Annotated in this window: 18 protein-coding genes; 5 read left to right on the top strand and 13 right to left on the bottom strand. The window is 74.8% G+C overall.

Annotated elements, in window-relative coordinates; translation table 11 throughout:
- Positions 1–125: 125 nt before the first annotated feature.
- Entirely contained in the window at positions 126–1583 is a 1458-nt protein-coding gene (locus tag ABT106_RS15680; protein ID WP_351277062.1) for a DHA2 family efflux MFS transporter permease subunit, read from the bottom strand.
- A gap of 79 nt (positions 1584–1662) precedes the next feature.
- Between ABT106_RS15680 and ABT106_RS15675 the strand changes: the two genes are divergently transcribed.
- A complete protein-coding gene (locus tag ABT106_RS15675; RefSeq protein WP_351277059.1) occupies positions 1663–2367 on the top strand; it encodes a TetR/AcrR family transcriptional regulator in 705 nt (234 codons plus the stop codon).
- Here ABT106_RS15675 and ABT106_RS15670 read toward each other — a convergent pair.
- The 8 genes from ABT106_RS15670 to ABT106_RS15635 form a co-directional block, all read right to left on the bottom strand.
- On the bottom strand, positions 2357–2857 hold the full coding sequence (locus ABT106_RS15670; RefSeq protein WP_351277057.1) for a flavin reductase family protein: 501 nt from the start codon (positions 2855–2857) through the stop codon (positions 2357–2359). The genes ABT106_RS15675 and ABT106_RS15670 overlap by 11 nt on opposite strands.
- Positions 2854–3939 carry an alpha/beta hydrolase gene (locus ABT106_RS15665; RefSeq protein WP_351277055.1) on the bottom strand — a complete coding sequence of 362 codons (1086 nt, stop codon included), beginning with the start codon at positions 3937–3939 and terminating at the stop codon, positions 2854–2856. Before ABT106_RS15665 ends, ABT106_RS15670 begins: the two co-directional genes overlap by 4 nt.
- Positions 3936–4724, bottom strand: coding sequence for a 2-oxo acid dehydrogenase subunit E2 (locus ABT106_RS15660; protein ID WP_351277053.1), 789 nt, complete (start codon positions 4722–4724; stop codon positions 3936–3938). Before ABT106_RS15660 ends, ABT106_RS15665 begins: the two co-directional genes overlap by 4 nt.
- On the bottom strand, positions 4721–4948 hold the full coding sequence (locus ABT106_RS15655) for a phosphopantetheine-binding protein (protein ID WP_351277050.1): 228 nt from the start codon (positions 4946–4948) through the stop codon (positions 4721–4723). Before ABT106_RS15655 ends, ABT106_RS15660 begins: the two co-directional genes overlap by 4 nt.
- Positions 4945–6831 carry an HAD-IIIC family phosphatase gene (locus ABT106_RS15650; protein WP_351277048.1) on the bottom strand — a complete coding sequence of 629 codons (1887 nt, stop codon included), beginning with the start codon at positions 6829–6831 and terminating at the stop codon, positions 4945–4947. Before ABT106_RS15650 ends, ABT106_RS15655 begins: the two co-directional genes overlap by 4 nt.
- 1 nt (position 6832) lies before the next feature.
- Entirely contained in the window at positions 6833–7876 is a 1044-nt protein-coding gene (locus ABT106_RS15645) for a 3-oxoacyl-ACP synthase III family protein (protein ID WP_351277045.1), read from the bottom strand.
- Between the two features lie 86 nt (positions 7877–7962).
- The gene (locus ABT106_RS15640; RefSeq protein WP_351277043.1) at positions 7963–8367 is read right to left on the bottom strand and encodes an allene oxide cyclase barrel-like domain-containing protein; all 405 of its coding nucleotides are present in this window, start codon (positions 8365–8367) and stop codon (positions 7963–7965) included.
- 69 nt (positions 8368–8436) lie between these two features.
- Positions 8437–11052 (bottom strand): DUF6531 domain-containing protein, encoded by a 2616-nt coding sequence (locus ABT106_RS15635; protein ID WP_351277040.1) that lies wholly within the window; start codon positions 11050–11052, stop codon positions 8437–8439.
- 284 nt (positions 11053–11336) lie between these two features.
- On the opposite strand from ABT106_RS15635, the gene ABT106_RS15630 reads away from it, so the two are divergent.
- The gene (locus tag ABT106_RS15630; RefSeq protein ID WP_351277037.1) at positions 11337–14180 is read left to right on the top strand and encodes an ATP-binding protein; all 2844 of its coding nucleotides are present in this window, start codon (positions 11337–11339) and stop codon (positions 14178–14180) included.
- Here the strand turns inward: ABT106_RS15630 and ABT106_RS15625 are convergent.
- The 4 genes from ABT106_RS15625 to ABT106_RS15610 are packed head-to-tail and all read right to left on the bottom strand — an operon-like array spanning position 14117 to position 17376.
- A complete protein-coding gene (locus ABT106_RS15625; protein WP_351277034.1) occupies positions 14117–14830 on the bottom strand; it encodes a 4'-phosphopantetheinyl transferase family protein in 714 nt (237 codons plus the stop codon). The genes ABT106_RS15630 and ABT106_RS15625 overlap by 64 nt on opposite strands.
- On the bottom strand, positions 14827–15681 hold the full coding sequence (locus ABT106_RS15620; RefSeq protein WP_351277031.1) for a metallophosphoesterase family protein: 855 nt from the start codon (positions 15679–15681) through the stop codon (positions 14827–14829). Before ABT106_RS15620 ends, ABT106_RS15625 begins: the two co-directional genes overlap by 4 nt.
- Positions 15678–16601 (bottom strand): thioesterase II family protein, encoded by a 924-nt coding sequence (locus ABT106_RS15615; protein WP_351277028.1) that lies wholly within the window; start codon positions 16599–16601, stop codon positions 15678–15680. The genes ABT106_RS15620 and ABT106_RS15615 overlap by 4 nt, the downstream gene beginning before the upstream one ends.
- 1 nt (position 16602) lies before the next feature.
- Positions 16603–17376, bottom strand: coding sequence for an AfsR/SARP family transcriptional regulator (locus tag ABT106_RS15610; protein ID WP_351277026.1), 774 nt, complete (start codon positions 17374–17376; stop codon positions 16603–16605).
- Positions 17377–17596: 220 nt separating this feature from the next.
- Between ABT106_RS15610 and ABT106_RS15605 the strand changes: the two genes are divergently transcribed.
- From ABT106_RS15605 to ABT106_RS15595, 3 genes are all read left to right on the top strand, one after another.
- Positions 17597–17809, top strand: a complete 213-nt coding sequence (locus ABT106_RS15605; RefSeq protein WP_351277023.1) for a DUF6059 family protein — start codon at positions 17597–17599, stop codon at positions 17807–17809.
- A gap of 54 nt (positions 17810–17863) precedes the next feature.
- On the top strand, positions 17864–18184 hold the full coding sequence (locus tag ABT106_RS15600) for an STAS domain-containing protein (protein WP_351277021.1): 321 nt from the start codon (positions 17864–17866) through the stop codon (positions 18182–18184).
- Positions 18185–18347: 163 nt separating this feature from the next.
- Positions 18348–22295 (top strand): SpoIIE family protein phosphatase, encoded by a 3948-nt coding sequence (locus tag ABT106_RS15595; protein ID WP_351277019.1) that lies wholly within the window; start codon positions 18348–18350, stop codon positions 22293–22295.
- Positions 22296–22322 lie beyond the last annotated feature (27 nt).

Raw genomic sequence — 22322 nt, 5'->3', positions numbered from 1 at the left:
GTGGGGGGGTGGCGGCGGGTGGGGCCCCGGGGGGTCCCCGGGGGGGCCCCGGCCCGGGGGGGGCGGGGGGGGGGGGGCCCCCCCCCCCCCGGCCGGAGGGGAGGCGGGACGGAGCCGTCCGGTGGTCAGGCCCGGTCGGGCACCGGCTCGGCCGCGGCGGGCGCCGGGGCCTCGGGGGCCGGCTGCGGGCGGCCCGGCAGGAGCAGACCGGCGAGGAAGACCACCACGGCCGCGGCGACGGGCCACCAGAAGGCGTTGCCGAAGGTCTCGTTCGTGGGCGCGGTGTGCGCCCCGCCGCCCTGGAGGATCAGCGCGACCACGGCGATGCCGAGCGAGGCGCCGATCTGGTTGAGGATGAACACGGCGCCGGTGGCTCCGGCGACGGCGTCGCCCGGTACGGTCCGGTACACCGAGCCCATGGTGGGCGCGCCGACCAGGCCCATGCCGAAGCCCGTGGCGAACTGGGCGACGGTCAGCAGGACCTGCAAGGTTCCGGGGCCGGACTGGGTGAAGACCAGCGCGCCGGCGCCGATCAGCACGGAACCGGCCGGGACCAGGACCCGCGCGCCGAACCGGTCGGCGAGGTTGCCGGCGAGCGGCATGCCGATCAGCGTGCCGAGACCGAGCGGCGCGAGCAGCAGACCGGACTGGAGCACGCCGTGCCCCTGGACCTGCTGGTAGTAGAGCGGCAGCAGGAACAGCAGGGAGAACAGGCCGCCGCCGAGCAGGAACATGGTGGTGACGCTGGCGCTGAAGCCCTTGCTCGCGAACAGCCGCAGGTCGAGCAGCGGTGTCTTGTCGGTCCGCAGGGCGTGTACGGCGTAGGCGGCGAACAGCGCGACGCCCACGGCGAGTCCGACGACGACCTGGACGCTGCCGAAGCCGTGTGCTCCGGCCTGGGACAGGGCGTACACGAGCGCGCCGAAGCCGGGGGACAGCAGGAACACGCCGACGACGTCGAGCGGCACCGGCTCTCCACTGGGCGGCGGGTCGGCGGGCAGCACCTTGACGGCCAGGACGATCGCGGCGAGCGCGAAGGGGATGTTGACCAGGAACAGCCACTGCCAGGACAGGCTGTCCAGCAGCAGGCCGCCGACGATCGGGCCGACCACCGGGCCGAGGGTGATCGGTACGGAGATCAGGCCCATCACCCGGCCGATGCGCTGGGGTCCGGCGGCGCCGGCGACCACGGTCATCATGATCGGGTCGATCATGCCGCCGCCGAGGCCCTGGAGCACGCGGAACGCGATCAGCGATTCGGCGTTCCAGGCGAAGGCGCACAGGGTGGAGCCGAGGAGGAAGACGGTGAGGCCCAGCAGCCACATCCGCTTTGCGCCGAACCGGACCAGCGCCCATCCGGCGAGCGGGATGGCGAGCGCGACCGCGAGCAGATAGCCGGTGGTGACCCATTCGATGGTGGCGAGCGTGGCGTTGAACTCGCCGCCCAGCGTGCTGATGCCGACGTTGACGATCGTCGCGTCCAGGTAGGACATCATCCCGCCGAGCACCATGACGCCGAGCAGGGTGAGCAGCCCGGAATCGAGCCGGGCGGGGTTGCTCTCCGCCGTCTTTGCTACCGACACGGAAACTCCTTTGAACCGGTGTACCCATCAATTTGAACTGGGTAGTTCATTTTTATGGTTGGGACGGTAGCATGGCGGCATGAGCGTTGGCGAGACCCCGAACGAGAGCCCGAGAACGAGAGAGGCCCCGGTGGACCGGGGCCGGATGGACAAGCGCCGGGCCATCGTGGAGGCGGCCCTGCGGGTGTTCGCGCGCGTCGGCTACAGCCAGGCGAGCATCGACCTCATCGCCACCGAGGCGGGGGTCGCGAAGCCCACCATCTACAACCACCTCGGGTCGAAGGAGAACCTCTTCCGGCACGTGATGACCGAGACGGCGGCCCGCTCCAACGCCAAGACCCTCGACGTGCTGGAGACCTTTCCCACCGACCCGGACGCCCTGCGGCCGGGCCTGGAGGACGTGGCCCACAAGCTGGTCGACTGCTACTGCGACGAGCAGTCGGAGTCGGTGCGCCGGCTGCTGTACGCGGAGGCCGTCCGCTTTCCCGACCTCTTCGACGCGGTCCGCGCCAGCGGCCCCAACCAGTTCACCGACGCCCTCGCCGGCCGCCTCGCCCGCCTCGCCAACGCGGGCCATCTGCGGATCGAGGACCCCGAGCGGGCCGCCAACCAGTTCATCGCCCTCGTCTACGAGGAACTGCCGGGCCTGAGCGCCCTCGGCACCCGGCCGCTCGACCCGGACCAGGTCCGGCGGATCGTCACCGCGGGCGTGGACACCTTCCTGCGCGCGTTCGCGGCCGGCACCGCGGCCGGCACCGCACCCGGTGCCGGCGTCACCGGCTGATCCGCCCGAACCCGCCCCGGAAGAACAGCAGCGGCTCGCCCTCCCGCGACGCGTCGAGGCGGAGCACCCGGGCGACCACGATCACGTGGTCGCCCGCGGGATGCTCCGCCTCGATGACGCACTCCAGCCAGGCCAGCCCGCCCTCCAGCACCGGCGCGCCACCCGGCGACACGGTCCACGGCAGCCCCCGGAACTTGTCCGAGCCGCTCACCGCCAGCCGCGTCGCCGCCTCCCGCTGGTCCGCACCCAGGATGGTGATCCCCAGCAGCCCGGCGGCCCGGATCCGCGGCCAGCTGCCGCTCGTGTGCGCCACGCAGAAGGACACCAGCGCCGGGTCCAGGGAGACCGAACAGAACGAGTTCGCCGCCAGCCCGGCCCGCTCGCCCGTCCGCGGATCCCCCGACGCGACCGCGACCACCCCGGTCGCGAACCGCCCCAGCACACTGCGCAGACACCGCGAATCCGCCGGCGCGGCCGCCGCCGCGCTCACGGCCGCACCGCCGGCGCGTAGCGCAGCCGGGCGAACTCCCGGGTCAGCGCGATCCGCTGCTCCCCGTACCCGCCGCGCATCCGCAGCACCGACAACAGGGTCCACAGCCGGGTCTGCGCGAAGTGCAGCGGGGAGCCGTGCACGTCGTCGTGGGCCAGCAGCCGCACCGAACGCACCCGTTCGCGCAGCAGCCGTGCGTCGCCCGGCGGGATGATCTCGTCGCGCAGGCTGGTCACGTGCGCGACCGGGATGTCCAGCGCCGACAGCTCCCCGGGACTCAGCGCCCAGTCCTTGACCAGTCCGTAGACCTCTCCGGGGGTCGTACGGGCCAGGTGCGCGAGCGTGTCCGTGGTGACCCGGGGGACCCCGCGCTGCCACTCGGTGTCGGTGAAGAAGTCGTGCAGCGGCGTGCCCGCCCCCACCACACCCCGGATCCGGCGGTCCGACAGGGCCGCCCGCAGCGCCAGGTGCCCGCTGAAGCTCAGGGCCAGGGCGAAGGTGCGCGAGGTGTCCGCCCGGTCCCCGACGGCGTCGAGCACGGCGGAGAACATCCGGTGGCTGTCCGCGTCGTACGGCAGGGTGTTCTCGCCCACCCCCGGCATCTCCGTCACCACACCCGCGAAGCCGAGCTGCCCGAGCTGGAGCAGCACCGGCGCCCACTGCTCCTTCACCGACACGATGCCGCCCGTCATCACCAGCAGGGGCCTCGGCACCTCCGCGTCCAGACCGGCGGTCCAGCACCGGATCCGCCCCCCGGGCAGCTCCACGTCCAGCCGCCGCAGGGCGGGGAAGGCGGCGGCCCAGCCCGCGAACGCGCCCGTACAGCGCTCCAGGGCCGCGGCCCTGGCGGGGCCGTCGACGAAGGGGAAACGGGCCATGTTGTAGTGCACGGACGCTTCCAGGAGCTTCCCGGCGTCCGCCAGGCGCGCACCCTCCGCGCTCCACTCGAACGCCCACGAGCCGGGCTCCCCGTCCCGGTCGTGCCGGACGCGGGCCAGCAGCGGATCGTAGTGCTCGGGCGGCAGTCCCTGGGAACGGGTGTGCGCCACCACGAAGTTCTTCAGCTCGGCGATGTCGTTCATACGGCCTCCAGTGCCTCCTTCACCTCGGTCAGCACGTCGGCGGCCTCCGCGCCGTCGATCGCCCGGTGGTCGAACGCCAGACTCAGCCGTGCCACCGGGGCGACGGTCACCTCCCCGTCCCGTACGACGGGCCGGTCCAGGATCCGGCCGACGCCGAACGTCGTCGTCGTACCGCCCACCGAGTGGAAGGAGTCCACCGCGCGGTGCCCCAGCGAGGTCACCGAGAAGGTCCCGGTCAGATGGGGCCGCAACGCCAGCGACCCGGCGGCCCGCCGGAACGCGCGCCGCCCCTCGGTCCAGGGCAGCCGGTGCAGGGCCCGGATCCCCTCGAAGTCCTCCAGCCGGTCCGCGTCCCCGTCCCGGATCCGCTCCAGGTGCGCCTGGATGGCCGGCAGTTCCGCGTCCTGAAGCCCCGGCACGACGGTCCCCAGGACCACCCGCCGGCCGTCCAGGATCCGGTCCAGGGCCAGCTTCCCGTTGACGAACGGGTAGTGGGCGACGCGGGGCCGCCGCGGACCGCCCTGGATCGCCGCGTTGGCGTCCGGGTGCCGAGCCAGCACCCGGCCCGCGGCCCGCAGGACGTACGCGGTGGTCCCGTACCGTACGCCCTCGGCCTCCCGGGCGGCCCCGCGGTGGGCCAGCACGCGGCTCATGTCGACCTCGGTGTCCAGGTAGACGGGCGAGAAGTCGCGGACCACCTCCAGGAAGAACAGCGTGTGGTGGCGCTGACGGGGGAGCGGCTCGCCCGGGGCGCCGGCCGCGGCGTCCGTACCGGCCCGCGTCACGGCGCCACGGCCAGCCGGTACAGCGCCTGAAGGGTCGGCGCCTCCAGGACGGCGGCCAGCGACAGCGGCCGGCCGGTCTCCCGCTCCAGGGCCGTGCACAGCGCGAGCAGGTGCACGGAGTCCCAGGACTCGACGCTGTCCAGGCCGCGGTCGAGGTCCTCGGCGCTCACGGACAACGCGAGTTCGTCCCGCAACAGCACGACGAAGTCCTCCACGGTCTTCACGAGGGATTCCCTTCCAGGAGCGCGGTCTCGAACCGCGCGGTCAGACGGATGTGGTCCGCGGGGCGCGGCAGCGGGTCCAGCCCGTGCCGGTAGGCGGCCGACCGTTCGTCGAACGCCACGGTGGTGAAGCCGGAGCGCGGATAGAAGTCGGCCACCTTGCCGTTCTTCGCGCTGCGCCGGTAGCCCGCGAGCACCTGCGCCGCGCCCTCCCCCCGCGCGTGCTCCAGTACGGCCGCCAGCACCGCCGCCTCGATGCCGCGGGAGAACACCCGGCAGCTCAGCAGGAAGTTGTCGATGTGCCAGGTGTCCCCGTCGCGGCGCAGCAGGACCGCGCCCACCAGCCCGTTGTCCCCGAACCGGTCGGAGGAGGACACGGTCAGCACCGAGGCCGACGGGTCCTCGGCGAGCGCCTCGACCTCGGCCGGCTGGAGCCGGCGGGTGGTCAGGTTGAACTGGTTGGTGCGCAGCGTCAGTTGCGACACCCGGGCGTACTGGGCCGGCTCGGCGTCGGCCACGGTCACCGACACGTCCAGCTCCCGCAGGTAGCCGTCCAGGGAGTCGAAGGAGTCCAGGAAGTCCTGCCGGGCCTGCTCCTGGCGATAGCGCGCGGGGCGCGCCAGATCGTCGGCGGTGAGCCGCCGGACGTCGAACCAGCCCTCGGCCAGCAGCCGCCCCACGTGCAGCGCCGGCTCCTCGTCCACCTGGACGACCGCCACCCCGGGCAGCTCCCGGCGGACCAGGCCGCATTCGAAGGGGCTGTCGTCGACGAAGACGATGCTGTCGACGCCGACGTTCAGTTCCCGGGCCAGTTCGGTCAGGTTGTCGTGCTTGGGCAGCCAGTTGGCCCGGATCTGGACGAAGTCCTCCTCGCGCAGTGCCAGACCGGGATGCTCGCGCAGCGCCCTGACCACCGGCTCCAGGTCGTTCTTGCTGACCGCGGCCAGGAGCACGCCCTGCGAGCCGAGCTGCCTGGCCACCCGCTGGAACCGGTGGAAGGCACCGCCCCGGTAACCGCCGTCGGTCTCGATGCCCTCCTGCCCGACCTCGCCCAGCACCCCGCCCCACACCGTGTTGTCGAGGTCCAGCGCCAGCACCTTCTTCCCGCCGCCCGCCGACTGCCGTGCCAGGTGCCCCACTTCGCGGGCGTGCGCGGCGAGCAGGGCATCCGACAGGTGCGCCCGGGCGTACACGCTCTGGCGCACGTCGCGGGCGGCGATCCCCTCGGCGAGCAGCGGATCGAAGTCCACCGTCACCACCTCGGACCGCTCTTCGGACAGCCGCAGCAGGCGTACGTTGGCCTCCCGCCACAGCGCGCCGAGCCGCGCCCGGGAACGCAGGTCGACCAGCTGAGCGGTCAGCTCCCTGGGCAGCGGAAGGGTGTTGAGGACGAGGGTGGCTCCGTGCGCGGCGCCCGCGAACACGGCGGCGGCCCGCTCCACGAGGGCCAGCTTCTCCGTGAGCACCCGCTCCACGTCCGCCACCCCCCAGGGCAGGGGCAGCTCGTCGGTGACGACGGCCGGGTCCAGTACGCACACGGCGAGCGAGGGCCGGGCCGCGTACAGGGCGCTGTCCGGATCGGCCAGATCGAAGACCCAGCTGTCGAACTCCGAGAGCCGCACCCGGGCCAGCAGCCCGTGCCGGGCGAACTCCGCGGTGAGCGCCGCAACGAGCGCCGCGAGCGTGCCGTGGCCGGTGACCGCGACGACCGGCGCCGGCACCGCCGGATGGGCGGCCAGCACCTCGTCCGGATCCAGCCGCGCCAACAGCCGCCCGTATTTGATCAGTTCCTCGTCAGGGACCTGGGCCAGCAGCCCCTGGACGGCCGGATAGCGCTCGGCCAGGTGACCCGCGCGGTGCAGCGCGGCCAGTGAGTCCGCCGCCATGTCAGTTCCCCTCCAGTGCGAAACCGGACTTGATCCACTTGCTGGACTCGATGGAGATGCCGACCGCGCGCCGGCCCGGGCCCAGCGGCCCGGCGAGCGCGCGCTCCAACTGGAGGAAGACGATCGCGTTGCCGCTGTTGCCCGCCTCGTCCACGACCGAGACGTCCTCGGCGGCGGGCAGGCCCAGCCGCTGCGAGATCAGCCGGGTCATCCGGCCCGACAACTGCGGCGGCAGCAGCAGGTCGACGTCGGAGGGCTTCCAGCCCGCGTCGTTCAGCAGTTCGGCCAGCACCTCCTCGGCCATCACCGGCACGTGCTCCTCGATGGCCTTGTAGTCCTCGCTCGCGGCCGGCCCGCCGCTGTCGCGGTCGTCGGCCGGCCCGTACCACTCCAGGACCGCGCCGGGCTCCCGGCCCAGCCCGACGAGACGGGTAAACAGGCTCCGCACCCGGGCCGAGCCCGGCCGCGGTCCCGGATCGGTCGAGAGCACCGCCGCGCCCGCCGCGTCCCCGAAGAGCACGTAGTTGACCAGCTCGGCGGGCGCGGCCCGGCGCAGGTCGGCGGTGACGTCGTAGAAGCGGGCGATGACGTCGCCGCCGAGCACCAGCACCCGGCGGCCGCTCCCGCTCCGCAGGATCTGCTGCGCGATGTCGAGCGCCTGTACCGCGCCGGAACAGCCCGACTGCAACTGGAAGGTGCGCACCCCGTCGATGCCGAGCCGGTCCGCGACGATGTTGACCGTGGCCGGCATCAGCCGGTCGGGGGTCGCGGTGCCCAGCACCACCGCGTCCACGTCCCGCGCCGTGAGCCCCGCCGCGTCCAGTGCCCGCCGTCCGGCCTCCTCGGCCAGGTCCGCCAGCGAACTCGTCAGCCTCCCCGTCTCCAGGTCCAGTGCCAGGTGCCGGGACCGGGTGCCGATGAAGACCTCGACCCACTGCTCCCACAGCGGGTCCATGCCGAACCGCCGGGCCAGCGCGGCGTTGTCCACGGCGGGCCCGGGCAGCGCGGAGGCCGCCGACAGGATGTGTACGTCCCGACCGGTCATCAGTGCTCTCTCCTCATAGCTTCACGTCACGTCACGTCACGTGCGTCGCGTCGTCGCCGGCCGGCCGGGCGTCCGTCGGCCGGCCGTCAGTCGGACAGCAGGATCCGGGCCTCCGCCGACGCCCGGACACCGGTCATCCGCCACTTTCTGAACCCGGTCAGCCCCTCGTAGCGGCCGCCCGTGCCGGTGGCCGGGTAGTACACCCACTCGCTCGTGCGCACGTCGTTGAAGTCGGCCCAGCCCTCGGCGTGGATCGTGCCGTCGTCGAGGGTGATGTCCTCCGTGTAGTAGGTCAGCAGGCCGCCGTCGTCCGGGCGCACGTACGCGATCCGGAAGGAGCCGTGCGAGGTGCCGATGAGCTTGCCCGACTCGTCGAACAGCTCGTCGTCGAAGGTGCCGGTCTGGCCGATCTGCGGATCCGCCACCTCCACGTCGTCGACCACCTTGACGACGATCTCCTTGGGCACGCGGATCACGATCTGGTCAGCCATGGGCCTGTCTCCTTGCCATGAGTAATGAGGGGGAACCTGATGGGGGATGGGGGACGGGGGATGGGGGTGTCACACGGTCCGGGGCGGAAGGGCCCCGGCGACCAGCGGAGGCCGGTCGGGGCTGGTGCCCGTCCCCGTGAGGGGCCCGGTGAACGGGCCGTCGGTGCCCGTGCCGGCGCCGGGCGAGGGGAAGAAGACGTCGGTGGCGGCCTCGTGCGTCCGGGTCAGCACCGCCCAGAAACTGCCGCGCGTCCACGTCCCGCTGTTCAGCGGGTCGTTGTCGGAGAAGGTGTACGGGGCGTACTGGCGGCCGGTCGGGTCGGGCTGGGTGAAGCGGCCCCAGAAGCCGTTGTAGAGGTGGTGGTCGAGCACGTGCGCGCTGCGCAGCAGCTGGTACGCGCCCCGGTAGCGGAACGGGTTCACCGCGGCCGCGGGCCCGGTGGCCGTCACCGCGCCGTGCGGGGTGTAGCGGTAGCGGGCGGCCAGGGCCCCCTGCTCGTCGAGCAGCGCGAGCACCGAGCCCTGCTGGTCGGTGACGGCCCAGTAGTGCCGCCCGTCGGCGGTGAGCACCGCCAGCAGGGCGCCGTCCGGGGCGCGGACGAAGTCGGTGGGCACCCCGTCGTCGGCGGCGCGGACCACCCCCAGGTGGCTGTGCGTCAGCACGTGCGTGACGGTCCTCCCGTCGACCGTGGTCTCGGTGATCCGCCGGGGGGTCTCGTGGCCGAGCCCGTCGTACGCGATGTCCACCACCCGCTGCCCGCCGAACACCCCGGTGAGCGTCTGCCGGGTGGGGCTGTAGGAGAAGGTCCCGGTCGGGTTCTCCTCCTCGGTGAAGTTGCCGGCCCCGTCGTACTCGAAGGTGGTCTCGCCGAACCGGGTCACCTGGCCCGCGTCGTTGAGGTCGAACCGGACGTCGCCCAGCCGCACCAGGTGGTTCGCCGCGTCGTAGGCGTACTCCACCCCGCCCGCCCGTACGAGCCGCCCCAGCGCGTCGTACGCGTAGCCGGTGAACTCCCCGTCGACCACGGTGTGCCGCAGCACGCCGCCGTCGGCCCCGCCGCCCGCGCTGTACCCGTACTCGACCGAGAGCAGCACCTCCCCGGCCGTGTCGCGTACGGTCAGCGCGGTCCGGCGGCCCGAGGCGTCGTACGCGACCTCCTGGACGGCCGGGCCGAAGTCCACCGAGGTCAGCCGGCCGGCCGCGTCGTGCCCGAGCAGGGCCGTGCTCCCCGCCGGGGTGGTGACGGAGGCCGGGCGGCCCGCCGCGTCGTACCCGTAGAGCACCGGGCCACCGGGCGCCTCCAGCGCGGTGAGCAGCCCCTCCGCGTCGTAGCCGGCGCGGATCGCCACCGGCCCGTCCCCGTCGGTCCGCACGGCCGCCGTCAGCCGGTCGCCGCCCCCGCTGCGGGCCCAGTCGAACGCGTAGGACCAGCCGGGCCCCGACTTGCGGACGGGCCGGCCCAGACCGTCGTGGGCCAGCGAGACCAGGGTCTCGCCGCTGTCCTCGTCGACCACCTCCGCGGGCCGGCCCGCGGCGTCGTACCGGTAGCCCGTGGTGCGGCCGTTGCCCGCCGTCACGGACGCGACGCGGGACAGCGCGTCGTAGGAGAACACGGTGGTGCCCAGCGGGGCGGGCGGAACGACCCGGACGAGGTTGCCCGCGTCGTCGTAGCGGAACGCCGTGGTGGCCCCGTTGCCGTCGGTCAGCTCCGTGAGCCGGCCGTGACCGGGGTCGTACGCCCGGGTGTCGAGGGGAGCCTCGCGGCCGGTGACGCGGGTGCGCACCACGCGGCCGGCCCCGTCGCGCTCCAGCAGCAGTTCGTGGCCGCCCGGGTCCCGCAGCGAGCCGGCCAGCCCCGGGTGCGCCGGATCGGCGTACGCCGCCGAGAACACCCCGGAGGTCGGCAGCCGCAGCGAGAGCGGCCTGCCCTCCCCGTCGTAGCCGCGGAGCAGCTCACCGCCGGCGGCGTCGGTCGAGCGGGTGGGCCGCCCCTCGCCGTCCCATTCCTGCCGGGCCGTGTGGCCCAGGGCGTCGGTCACCGCCACCCGTCGGCCGGCCGCGTCGAAGGAGTGCACCGTGGTCCGGCCGGCCGGCCCGGTGAGGGTGGTGCGCCGCTCCTCGTAGGCGAAGCCGACGCGCACCGGTCCGTCCGGACCCGCCCAGCCCAGCGAGGCCACCGCGGAGCCGTCCGTGTAGGCGAGGTGGACGGGCTCCCCGTCCGGCGGTGTGATCCCCACCAGCCGCCCCCGGTCGTCCCAGACGAAGTCGGTGGCCGCGCCCACGGCGTCGAGGTCGCGCACCAGCCGGCCCGCCGTGTCGTACGCGAACGCGGCGGCCTGCGCACCGGACGGATCGAGGAGCTTGGCGAACCGGCCCCCGCCGTCCCGGTGCAGGGTGGTGACCCGGCCCTGGGTGTCGGTGACCGCGACCGGCTCCGCGCCCGCGTCGACCGTGCCGCCCTCGCCCGCCGCCAGGGCCCAGCCCGGGCCGAAGCCCTCGTCGGCGCGCGAGTCCCCCCGGAACTCGCGCACCAGCCGCAGATGGCGGCCGGTTCCGGCGATCACCAGGTCCAGGCGGCGCAGCACCGGCTCCCCGGACGCCAGGTCGACGAGCAGTTCCGTCCTGTCCCCGAGCGGCAGGCGCCACACGGCGCGTCCGACGGGGTTGTCCCGAAGCGTGGGCACTGGCGTCTCCTCAGGGCACGATGGGGTCCGATGGGTCCGGCGATCCGGCGATCCGGCGATCCGGCGACGGGCGATCCGGCGACGGCCGACCCGGTGAGCAGGGCGCCGGCCGGTCGGACCACCAGGCTCGGCCCGGGCTCTAAAGCAGCCCTAAGCCCGGCCCCGGCCAGGTCGCACCGATCCCCATGAACCTTCTGTTACAGGCCGGTTGAGGCTGGAAATCGTCTCGTACGCTGTCAGCCGGACGAGCCCGATCCCCGTCCCCGCTGGGAAGGAGACATGCCGTGCCCGCCAGCACCCTTGACCGGAAGCCGACACCCGCCACCGTCCGTACGGTGGAACTGGAGCGTCTGGAGCGGACCCTGGAGGCTGCGCGAGCAGGCCGCTGTGCGGCGGCGGAGATCGCCGGCGACCCGGGCACCGGCAAGACCCGCCTGCTCACGGCGCTGGCCCGGGAGGCCGAGCACCGGGGCGTCCGGGTGCTGCGCGGCCGCTGCTCCGAGGCGGAATCGGCGGTCCCCTACCGCCCGTTCATCCAGGCCCTCTCCGCCTGGCAGGCCCAGGACACCGCCGGCTCCGCGTTCCCGCAGGCGACCGAGCTGCTCCGGGCCCTCGCGCAGGGACCGGACCCGGACGCCCCGGACAGCGGCGCCCGCTGCCGCTACTACGCCGGACTGCGCCAGCTGATCGGCGCCTGCCTGGCCACGGCCCCCGGCGGGGTGCTGCTCGTCCTCGACGACTACCACTGGGCGGACGCCGGCACCGCCGAACTCCTCGAAACGCTGATCCACTGGCCGGTGCCCGGCGGCCTGGCCGTGGTCGTGGCCCACCGGCCGAGACAGATGCCCGCCGGCGTGCGGGCCGCCCTCCACGAAGGAGTCGAGCAGGGCATCGTCGACCTCGTCGAACTGCCCGGACTGGACCTCGCGCAGAGCGCCTCCCTGCTGCGCTCCGCCCCCGACGGCCCCGGCCTCGCCGACCTGAGGGAACGGGCCGCCGGCATCCCGCTCTACCTGCTGGCCCTGGCCGACGCCGAACGGGGAGCCGCCCGGGAACCCGACAGCTGGAACCGGGCCGCGAGCGGACTCGCGGTACAGCTCCACGCCGAACTCGGCCCGCTCGACGCCGTGACCCGGACCGTCTTCCAGGCGGCGGCGGTGCTCGGCGACACGTTCACCGTCGACGCCGTGGCCGAGGTCGCCGCCGTCCCCAGGATCGAGTGCTGCGCGATCCTGGGGCAGCTGCGCCGCCGCGACCTCGTACGCCCCGCCACCACCCCCGGGCTGCTGGCCTTCCGGCACCCCCTGCTGCGCCGGAGCCTCTACGAGGACACGGACGCCTGCTGGCGGGCCGGAGCCCACGGGCGGGCCCTGGCCTGCCTGCGGGCCCTGGGCGCCCCCGCCACCGAACTGGCCCCGCACATCGAACGCGCCGGCTCCGGCGCGGGCGGCGCCGACCGGCGCGACCTCGTCACCGCCGCCCGGACCGCCCTGCACCTGGGCCGCCCCGCGACGGCGGCGCACTGGCTGACCGTGGCGATCCGGCTCGACCGCGCCGCGCAGGCCACGGCCGCCGAGCGGGCCGCCTCATCGCCCGCGGACGACCCCGCCGCGCGGCCCGCCGAGCCGGTGGCCGCCGAGCTGTGGCAGGCGGTGGTCCAGCACCTCGCCGCGCGCGGCGACGCCGGGCGGGTTCGCCTGCTCGTCCGGGAGATCCTGGCCGGCCCGGCGGTCCAGGCCGGACCCGCCCGGGCCGCGACGGTGGCGTACTTCGCCGCCGTACTGGCCGCCCTCGGCCGCGACGAGGACGCCCAGGGCCTGATCGCCGCCGAGCTCTCCGCCGAGACCGAACCGGATCCCGAGTCGGTGGCCCTGCTCCAGGTCCGCCAGCAGGTGGCCAAAGTGCTGTCCGGGCAGGTGCCCGCGCGCGCCGACGTCGAGGCGCTCGTACGGGCCACGGCCGGGGCCGCCCCGGTCACCGCGGCCGGCGCCCTCGCCCTGCGCGGCCTGTGCGCGGTCGTCGCGGGCGACACCTGCGCCGCGGAATGGGCCCTGGTGGCCGCCGCCCAGACCCTCGACGAACTCGACGACGGCCGCCCGGCCGAGGAACAGGAGAGCACGCTCCTGCTCCTGCTGAGCTGGGCCGAGGCGCTCATGGGCTGGTACGGGCCCGCGCACGGCCACGTGGAGCGCGCCCTCGCCGCCGTCCGGGCCGGTGGCTTCGCCCACCTGCTGGCGCCGCTCCTGGACACCCTCGGCTACGTCCACTACCAGTCGGGGCGGATGCCCGACGCGCTGGCGGCGGCGCAGGAGTGCCGGGATGTGGCGAACGCCGCCGGCCGCAGCGACCACGTCGGCCTCTCGGACGCCATCACGGCGGCGGCCTGGGCCCAGCTCGGCCGCGGGGGAGCGTCGGTCCGCGCCGCCCTCCCGGCGGCGGGCGATCCGCTGGTCTCACCGCGTACCCCGATCAACGCCCTGCTCCAGGCCGAGGCGTACCTCGCGGCCGGTGACGGCGGGGCCGCGTTCGCCCTGCTGCTGCCGCGCCGCGAAGCCTGGCGGGTCTCCGAGCCGGTCGCGGTCCTCGCGGCCCGCGGCTACGAACTGCTGGCGGCGGCCGCCGTCACGGTGGGTCTGGAGGCGGTCGGCATGGACGCCGCGGGCATCACCGTGTGGGCGTCCCACTCGGCGGACGCGGCGGCGGCCGTCGGCATCGCCGAGCAGAGCGGCCACGCGCTCATGGCCCGCGGCCACGCCCTGCTGAGCAGGCGCCGGACGGCCGAGGCGGCCCAGTGCTACGAGGAGGCGATCGAGCTGCTGGGCCCGGACAGCCCGGCCGGCGCGCGGGCCCGCGAACTGGCGCGGGAACTCACCCGGGATCCGTCCCGCGGCGCCCGCTCCGCGGGCGGCCCCGAGCCGGACGGCCGGCCCGAAAGCGCCCTCGCCGATCTCACCCTGCGGGAGAAGGAAGTGGCCGCGCTCGCCGGCGAAGGCTGCAAGAGCAAGGAGATCGCCGCACGCCTGACCGTGAGCCACCGCACCGTGGAGGCCCATCTCACCCGGATCTACAGCAAGTTGGGGGTGACCTCGCGCGCCGAGCTGGCCCGGCTCGTCGCACTGGCCGGCTGAGGCACCGCGACCGCGGTCACCAGCAGACCGGACCCGGCCGCCCAGCGGCCCTCGAAGGCGCGCACCTCCCGCCCGTCCAGCACCGGCCCGGGGACCAGCAGGGCGGCCCGGAAGCCGCCGCGCCCGGCGTCGAACACCACGTCGGCCTCGTGGAAGTCCAGCAGCTGCCCGGTGAGCGGGAACCAGGCTTTGTAGACGGCCTCCTTGGCGCTGAACAGCAGCCGGTCCCAGCGCACCCCGGGACGCGCGTCGAGGAGGCCCAGGACGCGGTCCCGCTCCCCGGGCAGCGCGACCACGTCCAGCAGGCCGCGGGGGAGGGGTTCGCCGGGCTCCGCGTCGATCCCGAGCGCCACGGCGTCCCGGGTCCGGGCGACCACGGCCGCCCGGTAGCCCCGGCAGTGCGTCATGCTCCCGACGACACCGGCCGGCCAGCCGGGCGCTCCGCGCACGCCCGGCAGCAACGGCCGGTAGGGCACGCCGAGTTCACCGAGGGCCAGCGAAGCGCAGTGGCGTACGGTCGTGAACTCGCGCCGCCGCGACGCGACGGCCCGGGCGACCACCGCCTCCTCGGCGGGGTGCAGCCGGGCGCCGGGCGGATCCCCGTACGCCTCGGCCGACACCGCCCAGGACGGCAGCAGCTCCCGTATCACGGCGTCTCCCGCGCGGCGTCGCGACGGCCCGTCAGGATCAGCCGGGGACCGGCGGGCCGACTGCCACGGCGGCGCCACTCACGGGGGTAGCCCATGGAGACCTCCTCGAAGCGGACGCCGTCGTGCCACGTGGTCCGGGGGATGTGCAGGTGGCCGTAGACCACGGCCGCGGCCCGGTAGCGCACGTGCCAGTCGGCGGTCGCCTCGGTGCCGCACCACAGGGCGAAGTCGGGGTGGCGCAGGACCCGGGTGGGTTCGCGCACCAGCGGGAAGTGGTTGACCAGTACGGTGCTCACCCCCGGCCCGAGCGCGTCGAGCCGCCGCCGGGTCAGCTCCAGCCGGGCCCGGCACCAGTCGCCCGCGCCGGCGTACGGCTCGGGGTGGAGCAGGACCTCGTCGGTGCACACCACCCCGTTCTCGGCGGCCAGCTCCAGGGCCTCCCGTTCGTCGCGCACCCCGGGACGGCGGAACGTGTAGTCGTACAGCACGAACAGCGGCGCCACCGTCACCGGCCCCCGGGGCCCCTCCCACACCGGGTAGGGGTCCTCGGGGGTGAGAATCCCGAGCGCGCGGCACAGGGAGACGAGGTGCTCGTAGCGGGCCACGCCCCGGAGGGTGACGGGGTCGCGGGGGTGCGACCAGAGTTCGTGGTTGCCGGGGACCCAGACGACCTTGGCGAAGCGCTCGCTCAGCAGCCGCAGCGCCGCTTCGACGTCGGAGAGGATCTCGCCGACGTCACCGGCCACCAGCAGCCAGTCGTCCTCGTGCCGGGGCCGCAGGGCGTCGAGGGCCGCGCCGTTCTCCTCGTAGGCCACGTGGAGGTCGCTGATGGCGAGCAGGCTGCCGCTCACGCGCGCGGCACCGGGGGACCGGGCACCGGACCGGGCACGGCGGCCGGGACGAGGCCGGGGGAGGTGAGGCCCGGGCCCGGTGCCGGGTCCGGGACGAGGTCCGGGACGAGGTCCGGGACGAGTCCGGTGACCAGGTCCGCCACCGCCGCGGCGTGCTCGGTGAGGAGGAAGTGCCCGCCGGAGTAGACGCGCAGGTCGAACGGACCGCTCGTGTGCGCGCCCCAGGCCCTCACCTCGCCGGGCAGCGCCTCCGGGTCCCGGTCGCCGGCCAGCCCGACCACCGGACAGGACAGCGGGACGCCGGCGGTCGGCTCGTACGAGGCCAGCGCCCGGTAGTCGGCGCGCAGCACCGGCAGGACCAGGCCCAGCAGTTCCTGATCGTCCAGCAGGTCGGAACCGGTGCCGCCGAGCGAGCGCACCTTGGCCACCAGCGCCCGGTCGTCGCTCAGCCGGTCCGCCCCGGGGCGGGGCCGCGACGGCGCCCGGCGTCCGGAGAGCAGCAGCGCCGCCGGCCCGCCGCCCGGGGCGGCCGCCAGGCGCGCGGCCACCTCGTACGCGAGCGACGCGCCCATGCTGTGACCCAGGAACAGCCGGGGCCGCGGTCCCGGCCCGCCGGAGCGGGGGAGCAGCACCGCCGCGATCCGGTCCGCCAGCCCGTGGAGGTCGTCGGCCGGAGTCTCGCGGTGGCGTTCCTGGCGGCCCGGGTACTGGACGGCCAGCACCTCGATGGCCGGCGTGAGGAGGCGCGACAGCGCGAACCAGTACGCGGCCGACCCTCCGGCGTGCGCGAAGCAGACGAGTTCGGCCGCGGCGCCGGGAGCCGGGTGGAACCGCCGCAGCCAGGTCTCCTGTTCCCCGTTCCGCTCGAGGCCACCGCGGTCCTCCGGCTCCGTACGGCCCCGCTGGAGCCCCTGGGACATCTCAGCCCGCCAGCGGAAGGTCGAGGAGCCGGTCGGAGGTCAGGATCGCCTGGTGCAGCCGGCGCAGCGAGCGGCAGGGCTCCAGGCCCAGTTCGGCCCGCAGCACCTTCTGGGCCGAGCGGAAGACCCGCAGGGCCTCGGCCTGCCGGTCCGAGCGGTAGAGGACCAGCATCAGCTGCCGGTAGAAGGACTCGCGCAGCGGGTACTGGGCGATGAGCCCGTGCAGCAGGCTGATCACCTCGCGGTGCCGGCCCAGCGCGGTCCGCGCCTCGACGGACAGCTCCAGGCAGTCCAGCCGCTCCTCCTCCACCCAGGTGGCGAAGGCCGACAGCGCCGGGCCCTCGGCGGTGCCGTCGAGGACCGGCCCGCGGACCAGGAGCAGGGCACGCTCGAACGCCTCGAGCGCCGCCTCGTACTGGCCCGCGTGCTGCCGGGCCCGGCCGGTGCGCGTCAGCTGCTGGAAGTCGTCCACGTCGTAGGAGGCGCCGCCCAGCCGCAGGACGTAGCCGGACGGCTTGGTCACGATGGCGTCGCCCGCGTGATCGCCCGCGGACACGAGGAACTTGCGCAGCTGGGACAGGTAGACGTGGACGGCGGCCGACGCCCGCCGCGGCGGCGCCGTGCTCCACAGCTCGGAGACCAGCTGCTCCTTGGTGGTGACGCGTCCGGCCGCGATGAGGAGCGTGGCCAGCGTCATCTCCATCTTCGGAGCACTGAGGGAATGGTGGGCCGCCCCGTTCGAGACGAGCAGAGGGCCCAGCAGTTCGTAGCGCATCGATTCCCCCGTGACATTGTGGGAACACACTTTCGCGTCCCTCCGGCCTCACTGTCGGAGGCCCTGCCCTGTCCACGCATCGGGGAAAGCACGTACGTATCGTGATTGGCCGGAATCATTCGGCTGCCCCGCATTGTCCCGCCGCGACCGCCACCGTCGTGATAATCGCTCTGAACTGCGGATTTGGCGCGGCTTTGGCCGAGTCGGGGAAGCTCCGCGGATGTCGTCGTCCATGCTGCGCTGTCTGAAAGTCCTGGGAACGTGGATCGTCGCCGCGGGAGGGATGTGGGTCCCCCCGCCACCGGTGCCGATCCCGCCCACCGGCCCCCTCCCGGCCGGACCGCCGCCCGGTCACCCCGAGCGCCTCGGCCCCGGCGATCCGCTGACCGAGCTCGAACTGATGCTCCGCAGGGAGCTGCCGGGCTGGCCGTGACGCGTTCCCCGGCTCCGCGCGGCCACCGGAGCGGATCTTCGGCATAATCGGCGCATGCCGACAAGCGCCGACCTCCCCGCACTGCCCGTCGTCGCCCCGCACGGCGATCTGGACGCCGACACCATCGGCACGCTGACCGCCGAGATCGAAGCCGCCGCGTCCGCACACCGCGCGGTGATCCTGGACGCCAGCGGCATCACCTTCAGCGACTCCTCGTTCCTGCGCCTGATGCTCACCACGAACCAGCGGGTCGACCTGCGGATCGCCGCGCCGTCCCCCGTGGTGGCCCGTCTGTTCCGGCTGGTCTGCGTGGAGGACGTCCTGCGGCTGTTCCCCACGGTCCAGGCGGCGCGCGCGGGAGATCCGCGGCCCTGACCGGGCCGCGAGGGCGGCGCCGCCCTCGCGGGAGCCGCGCGGCCGTACGCCCCGGCTTGCCCACGAGCCCCGGGTCCTATTGACTCGGCTCCGGCTCCGCCCCGTGACCTGGGCGGGGAGTACCGGAACGCCGTGAACGCGGACACGAGGGGAGGCGGAGGCCGTGAAGGGTGAGGTGCCCGGCGCCCAGCGCCGCGAGGACCCGCCGCGGTTCCCGCGGGAGCTCCTCGCGGCGGATCCGGACAGCGCGCTCAACCGGCTGATGGCGGACACCCCGTGGAGCACGACCGTCCTGGGTCCGGTCGGCACGTGGTGCCCGGAACTGCGCACCGCCGTCGGCGTGTGCCTGAACTCGCCCTTCCCCATGCTCGTCATGTGGGGCCCCGAACTGGCGATGATCTACAACGACGCCTTCGTACCCATCCTCGGCGCCAAGCACCCCGCTCTGGGCGAACCCTGCGCGACGGTCTGGGCCGATGCCTGGCCGGTCGTCGGCGGCATGATCGGCAACGTCATGGCGCGGGGAGAATCCACCCACCACGAGGACCTCCGGCTCACGCTGCGCCGCCACGGTTTCGACGAGGCGGTCTACTTCACCTTCGCCTACAGCGCCGTCCCCGTGACCGGCGGCGGGATCGGCGGAGTGTTCACCGTCGTCACCGAGACGACCGGCCAGGTACTCGGCACGCGCCGGCTGCGGACGCTGCGCGAACTCGGCGAGGCCCGGTCCGCACGGATCTCCGATGTGGCGGAGGCCTGCGCGGCCGCGGTGCGCGTCCTCGACGCCCACCGCGACGACGTGCCCTTCGGCGTGGTCTACCTGCTGGACGAGGACGGCGGCCGGGCCAGTGCTGTGGCCTCCTACGGTCTGGGCGGCCCGGACGCCGCCCCGGAGCTACCGCCGCCGCTCACGGGTCCGCTGCCGCGCACGGTCTCCGCGTCCGCGCGAGACGACGCCGCCGGGGGCGCCTGGATCTGGCAGGCCGTCTCCGCCGGAGTCACGGGAACCCGTACGGGGCTGGCCGCAGCGGTGCCGGCCCGGACGCCGCCGCGCGACGCCGCGCCCGCCGACGCCGCGGTGGCGCTGCCCCTCGTCACGACGCCGGGCGAGCGGCCGCGCGGGGCGGTGGTCCTCGGAGTCAGCCCCGACCTGGTGCTCGACGACGCTTACCGGGGCTTCCTGAACCTCGCGGCCAGCCACCTGGCGGCCGCCGTCTCCGACGCCGGGGCCATGGCCGCCCAGCTGCGGCGGGCCGAGGAACTGGCGGAGCTCGACCGGGCCAAGACCAAGTTCTTCACCGGGGTCAGCCACGAACTGCGGACCCCGCTGACGCTCATCGCGGGACCCGCCCGGGACGCCCTCGCCGACACCCGGCACCCCCTCCCGCCCGCCCACCGCGAACGCCTGGAGATCATCGACCGCAACGCGGGGCGGCTGCGCCGGATGGTCGACACCCTGCTCGACTTCAGCCGTCTGGAGGCCGGCCGGCTGGTTCTGGAACCCGTCGCGGTCGAACTCGGGGCGCTGACGCGCGGCATCGCCGGCTCCTTCGCGCCGGCCGTGGAACGGATGCGGCTCCGGTTCACCGTCGACTGCCCCGCGGACCGGGGAGCCGTGCTCGTCGACCCCGCCCTGTGGGAGCGGATCCTGCTCAACCTGCTGTCCAACGCGGTCAAGTTCACGCTGGACGGAGAGATCCGGGTCGCGCTGCGGATCCGGGAGGGATGGGCCGAACTGGAGGTGGCCGACACCGGCATGGGCATCCCGCCGGAGGAACTCCCGTACGTCTTCGAGCGGTTCCGGCAGGTACGCGGGGCGGCCGGCCGGTCCCACGAGGGGTCGGGCGTCGGGCTGGCCCTGGTCAGGGAACTGGCCGAACTCCACGGAGGCGGCGTCGAGGCCGCCCCCCGCCCGGGCGGGGGCACCGCCTTCACCGTCCGCGTCCCCGCGCACCCGACCGGGGAACCGGCCCTGAACGCGCCCGTGGGCACGGTCGTCGACGACTACGTCGCGGAGGCCGCCCAGTGGGGCGCCCCGGCCTCCGCCCCGGCTCCGGCCTCCGCCCCGGCCCTCCGCGGCGGCGGGGACGGGGACGGGAGCGACACCGTGCTCATCGCCGAGGACAACGCCGACCTCCGCACCTATCTGGCCAGCCTGCTGGAGCCCGGATACCGGGTCGTGGTGGCCGCCGACGGGCACGAGGCGCTGCGCCAGGCCCGCCGCCTGCGGCCCGACCTCGTCCTCGCCGACGTCATGATGCCCGGCCTCGACGGCTTCGCGCTCCTGCGCGCCCTGCGCGCCGATCCGGCGACGGCCCGCACCCCGCTGGTGTTCCTGTCCGCCCGTGCCGGTGAGGCCGCCGCCGCCGAGGGACTGGCCGCCGGGGCCGACGACTACCTGGCCAAACCGTTCTCCTCCACCGACCTGCTGGCCCGCGTCCGCTCGAACCTGAACCTGGCCCGCCTGCGCAACCACGAGTCCGCATGGCGCACCGCGCTGGTCAACGCCATGCAGGACGGCTTCTTCGTCGCACGGGCCGACCACGCCGTCATCGAGGTCAACGCGGCGTTCACCCAGCTCCTCGGCTACGAGGCGCCGCACCTGCCCTGGCCCGTCCCGCACCCCTGGTGGCCGACCGCCGGCCAGGACCCGGAGGGGTACGCCCTCGTGGAGGCCGCGCTGGAGACCGTCCGGGCCCACGGTCACGGACGCTTCGTCCTGCCCCTGCGCCATCGGGACGGCCACCGCCTGTGGATCGACGTCGCCCTGGACACCCTGCGCGACCGGCACGGCGACAGCGGGACGCACCTCCTGGTCGGCACCCTGCGCGACGTCACCGCGCAGCACCTCACCGCCGAACGCGACGCCGCGGTGGCCCGGCTGGCGGGACTACTCGCCGGAGTCGACGACAGCGCGCACGTGGTGCGGGTCGGCCTGGCCGAGTTCCGCGACTGCTGGCAGGCGGAGCGCGTGTCCCTCCTGCGGTACGGCCCCTTCGGGAGCCCCGGCACCGACGGGCCGCCGGACGTTCCCGTACCCGGCCTCACCGCCACCACCGGCCCGGAGGATCCGTCGGGCCCCGCCCTGCCGCCCGGTGCCGCAGCCGAACACGCCCGCACCGGGACCCTGTTCACCACCGCCGCCCTCGGGACCCCGACCGGTTCCCCGACCGGCTCCCCGACGGCGGTGACCGCCGTCGGCGCACCCCTGTACGACGGCGCCGACCACGCGCTGCTGTGGCTCGAATTCGACCGCCCGCGCCCCTTCACCCTCGCCGACCGCACCCTGATGCTCCAGCTCACCGGCCATCTGCAGCGGGCGCTGGGCCGCGCGCGGGTCAGCGACGAGCACCGTCAGGTCGCCCTCGCCCTCCAGCGCGCGATCCTGGGCCCGGCCGACCTGCCCGCGGGGTTCGCCGTCCGCTACGAGCCCGCCAGTTCCACCCTGGAGGTGGGCGGGGACTGGTACGACGTCCTCGAACTGCCCGGCCGCCGCTACGGCGTGGTGGTCGGCGACGTCGTCGGCAGCGGCCTGTCCGCCGCCACCACCATGGGGCAGCTCCGCAGCGCGGCCAGGGCCCTGCTACTGGAGAACAACGGCCCGGCCGGGGTCCTGACGGCCCTGGACCGGTTCGCCGCACTGCTCCCCGGGGCCTTCTGCACCACCGTCTTCTGCGCGGTGATCGACCCGGAGACCCGGAGCGCGCGCTACAGCAGCGCCGGCCACATGCCCGGCCTCGTCGCCGGACCGGACGGAACCGTCCACCGGCTCGACGCCGCCCAGTCCGTTCCGCTCGCCGTCGTCACCGGCCGCGAACGGCCCGAGGCGACGGCCGCGATCCCCGACGACTCCACCCTCCTGCTCTACACGGACGGTCTGGTCGAACGTCGGGGCGAGGTCATCGACGTCGGCATCGACCGGGCCGCCGCCGCCCTCACGGGGACCCTGAGACTGCCGCCCGACCGCGTCGCCGACCACATCTGCACCGCCCTCCTCGGCGACGGCCACCACGAGGACGACGTGGCCCTCCTCGTCTACCGGTCCGGCCGCCGCTCTGCTCCCCGACCCGGCGCACACCGCCCGCCCGGAGGGGAAGCACCGCCAACGTGACGCCGGACCGCGTCCGTACACACAGCC

Origin of the sequence: Streptomyces sp. NPDC002044, assembly GCF_040296725.1 — a bacterium.
GTDB lineage: Bacteria > Actinomycetota > Actinomycetes > Streptomycetales > Streptomycetaceae > Streptomyces > Streptomyces antarcticus.
This window is presented reverse-complemented; position numbering and strand designations above follow the sequence as displayed.

What these genes read in the sequence shown, in the direction of transcription:
- ABT106_RS15640 (WP_351277043.1), bottom strand. Translation starts at nt 8,367, where the DNA reads ATGGCTGACCAGATCGTGATCCGCGTGCCCAAGGAGATCGTCGTCAAG.
- ABT106_RS15610 (WP_351277026.1), bottom strand. Translation starts at nt 17,376, where the DNA reads ATGCGCTACGAACTGCTGGGCCCTCTGCTCGTCTCGAACGGGGCGGCC.
- ABT106_RS15675 (WP_351277059.1), top strand. Translation starts at nt 1,663, where the DNA reads ATGAGCGTTGGCGAGACCCCGAACGAGAGCCCGAGAACGAGAGAGGCC.
- ABT106_RS15650 (WP_351277048.1), bottom strand. Translation starts at nt 6,831, where the DNA reads ATGGCGGCGGACTCACTGGCCGCGCTGCACCGCGCGGGTCACCTGGCC.
- ABT106_RS15615 (WP_351277028.1), bottom strand. Translation starts at nt 16,601, where the DNA reads ATGTCCCAGGGGCTCCAGCGGGGCCGTACGGAGCCGGAGGACCGCGGT.
- ABT106_RS15665 (WP_351277055.1), bottom strand. Translation starts at nt 3,939, where the DNA reads ATGAACGACATCGCCGAGCTGAAGAACTTCGTGGTGGCGCACACCCGT.
- ABT106_RS15645 (WP_351277045.1), bottom strand. Translation starts at nt 7,876, where the DNA reads ATGACCGGTCGGGACGTACACATCCTGTCGGCGGCCTCCGCGCTGCCC.
- ABT106_RS15605 (WP_351277023.1), top strand. Translation starts at nt 17,597, where the DNA reads ATGTCGTCGTCCATGCTGCGCTGTCTGAAAGTCCTGGGAACGTGGATC.
- ABT106_RS15600 (WP_351277021.1), top strand. Translation starts at nt 17,864, where the DNA reads ATGCCGACAAGCGCCGACCTCCCCGCACTGCCCGTCGTCGCCCCGCAC.